General features: G+C 67.4%; 1 protein-coding gene. It reads left to right on the forward strand.

Features of this window, described 5'->3' with window-relative positions:
- Positions 1 to 469: cupin domain-containing protein (locus JHD80_RS27090; RefSeq protein ID WP_199093668.1), on the forward strand; the 469-nt coding region annotated here is incomplete at both ends.

Consider the following 469-nt stretch of genomic DNA (forward strand, 5'->3'; position numbering starts at 1 on the left):
CCGGCGAGGCCTATTTCGCCCAAGGACCCGTCCCCGACGACCGCTCGACCGACGCCACGCCGCGCGCGACGGCTGCTTTGACGACGCCGCATCGCTACCCGCTGCTGGCCCAGCAACCAAGGCGCGTGCCGGGCGGCGGGACGCAGCGCACCGTCACCGTCGACGAATTTCCGATCTCGAAGGGCATGGCCGGCTCGCTCCTGGAGATCGAGCCTGGCGCGATGCGCGAGCTGCACTGGCACCCGAATGCCGACGAGTGGCAGTATTACCTGGAGGGCAGCGCCGAGATGGCGGTCTTCCTCGCCGAAGGGCAGGTCGTGACCGAGCAGTTCGAGGCTGGCGACATTGGCTATGCTCCGATGGGCGCCGGGCATTACATCCGCAACACCGGATCGACGGTGTTGCGCGTCCTCATCGGGTTCAACAATGGGCATTATGAGGCGAACGACCTCTCAGCCTGGCTCGCCGC

This window comes from Allobosea sp. ASV33 (assembly GCF_016428755.1).
Taxonomy (GTDB): Bacteria; Pseudomonadota; Alphaproteobacteria; order Rhizobiales; family Beijerinckiaceae; genus Allobosea.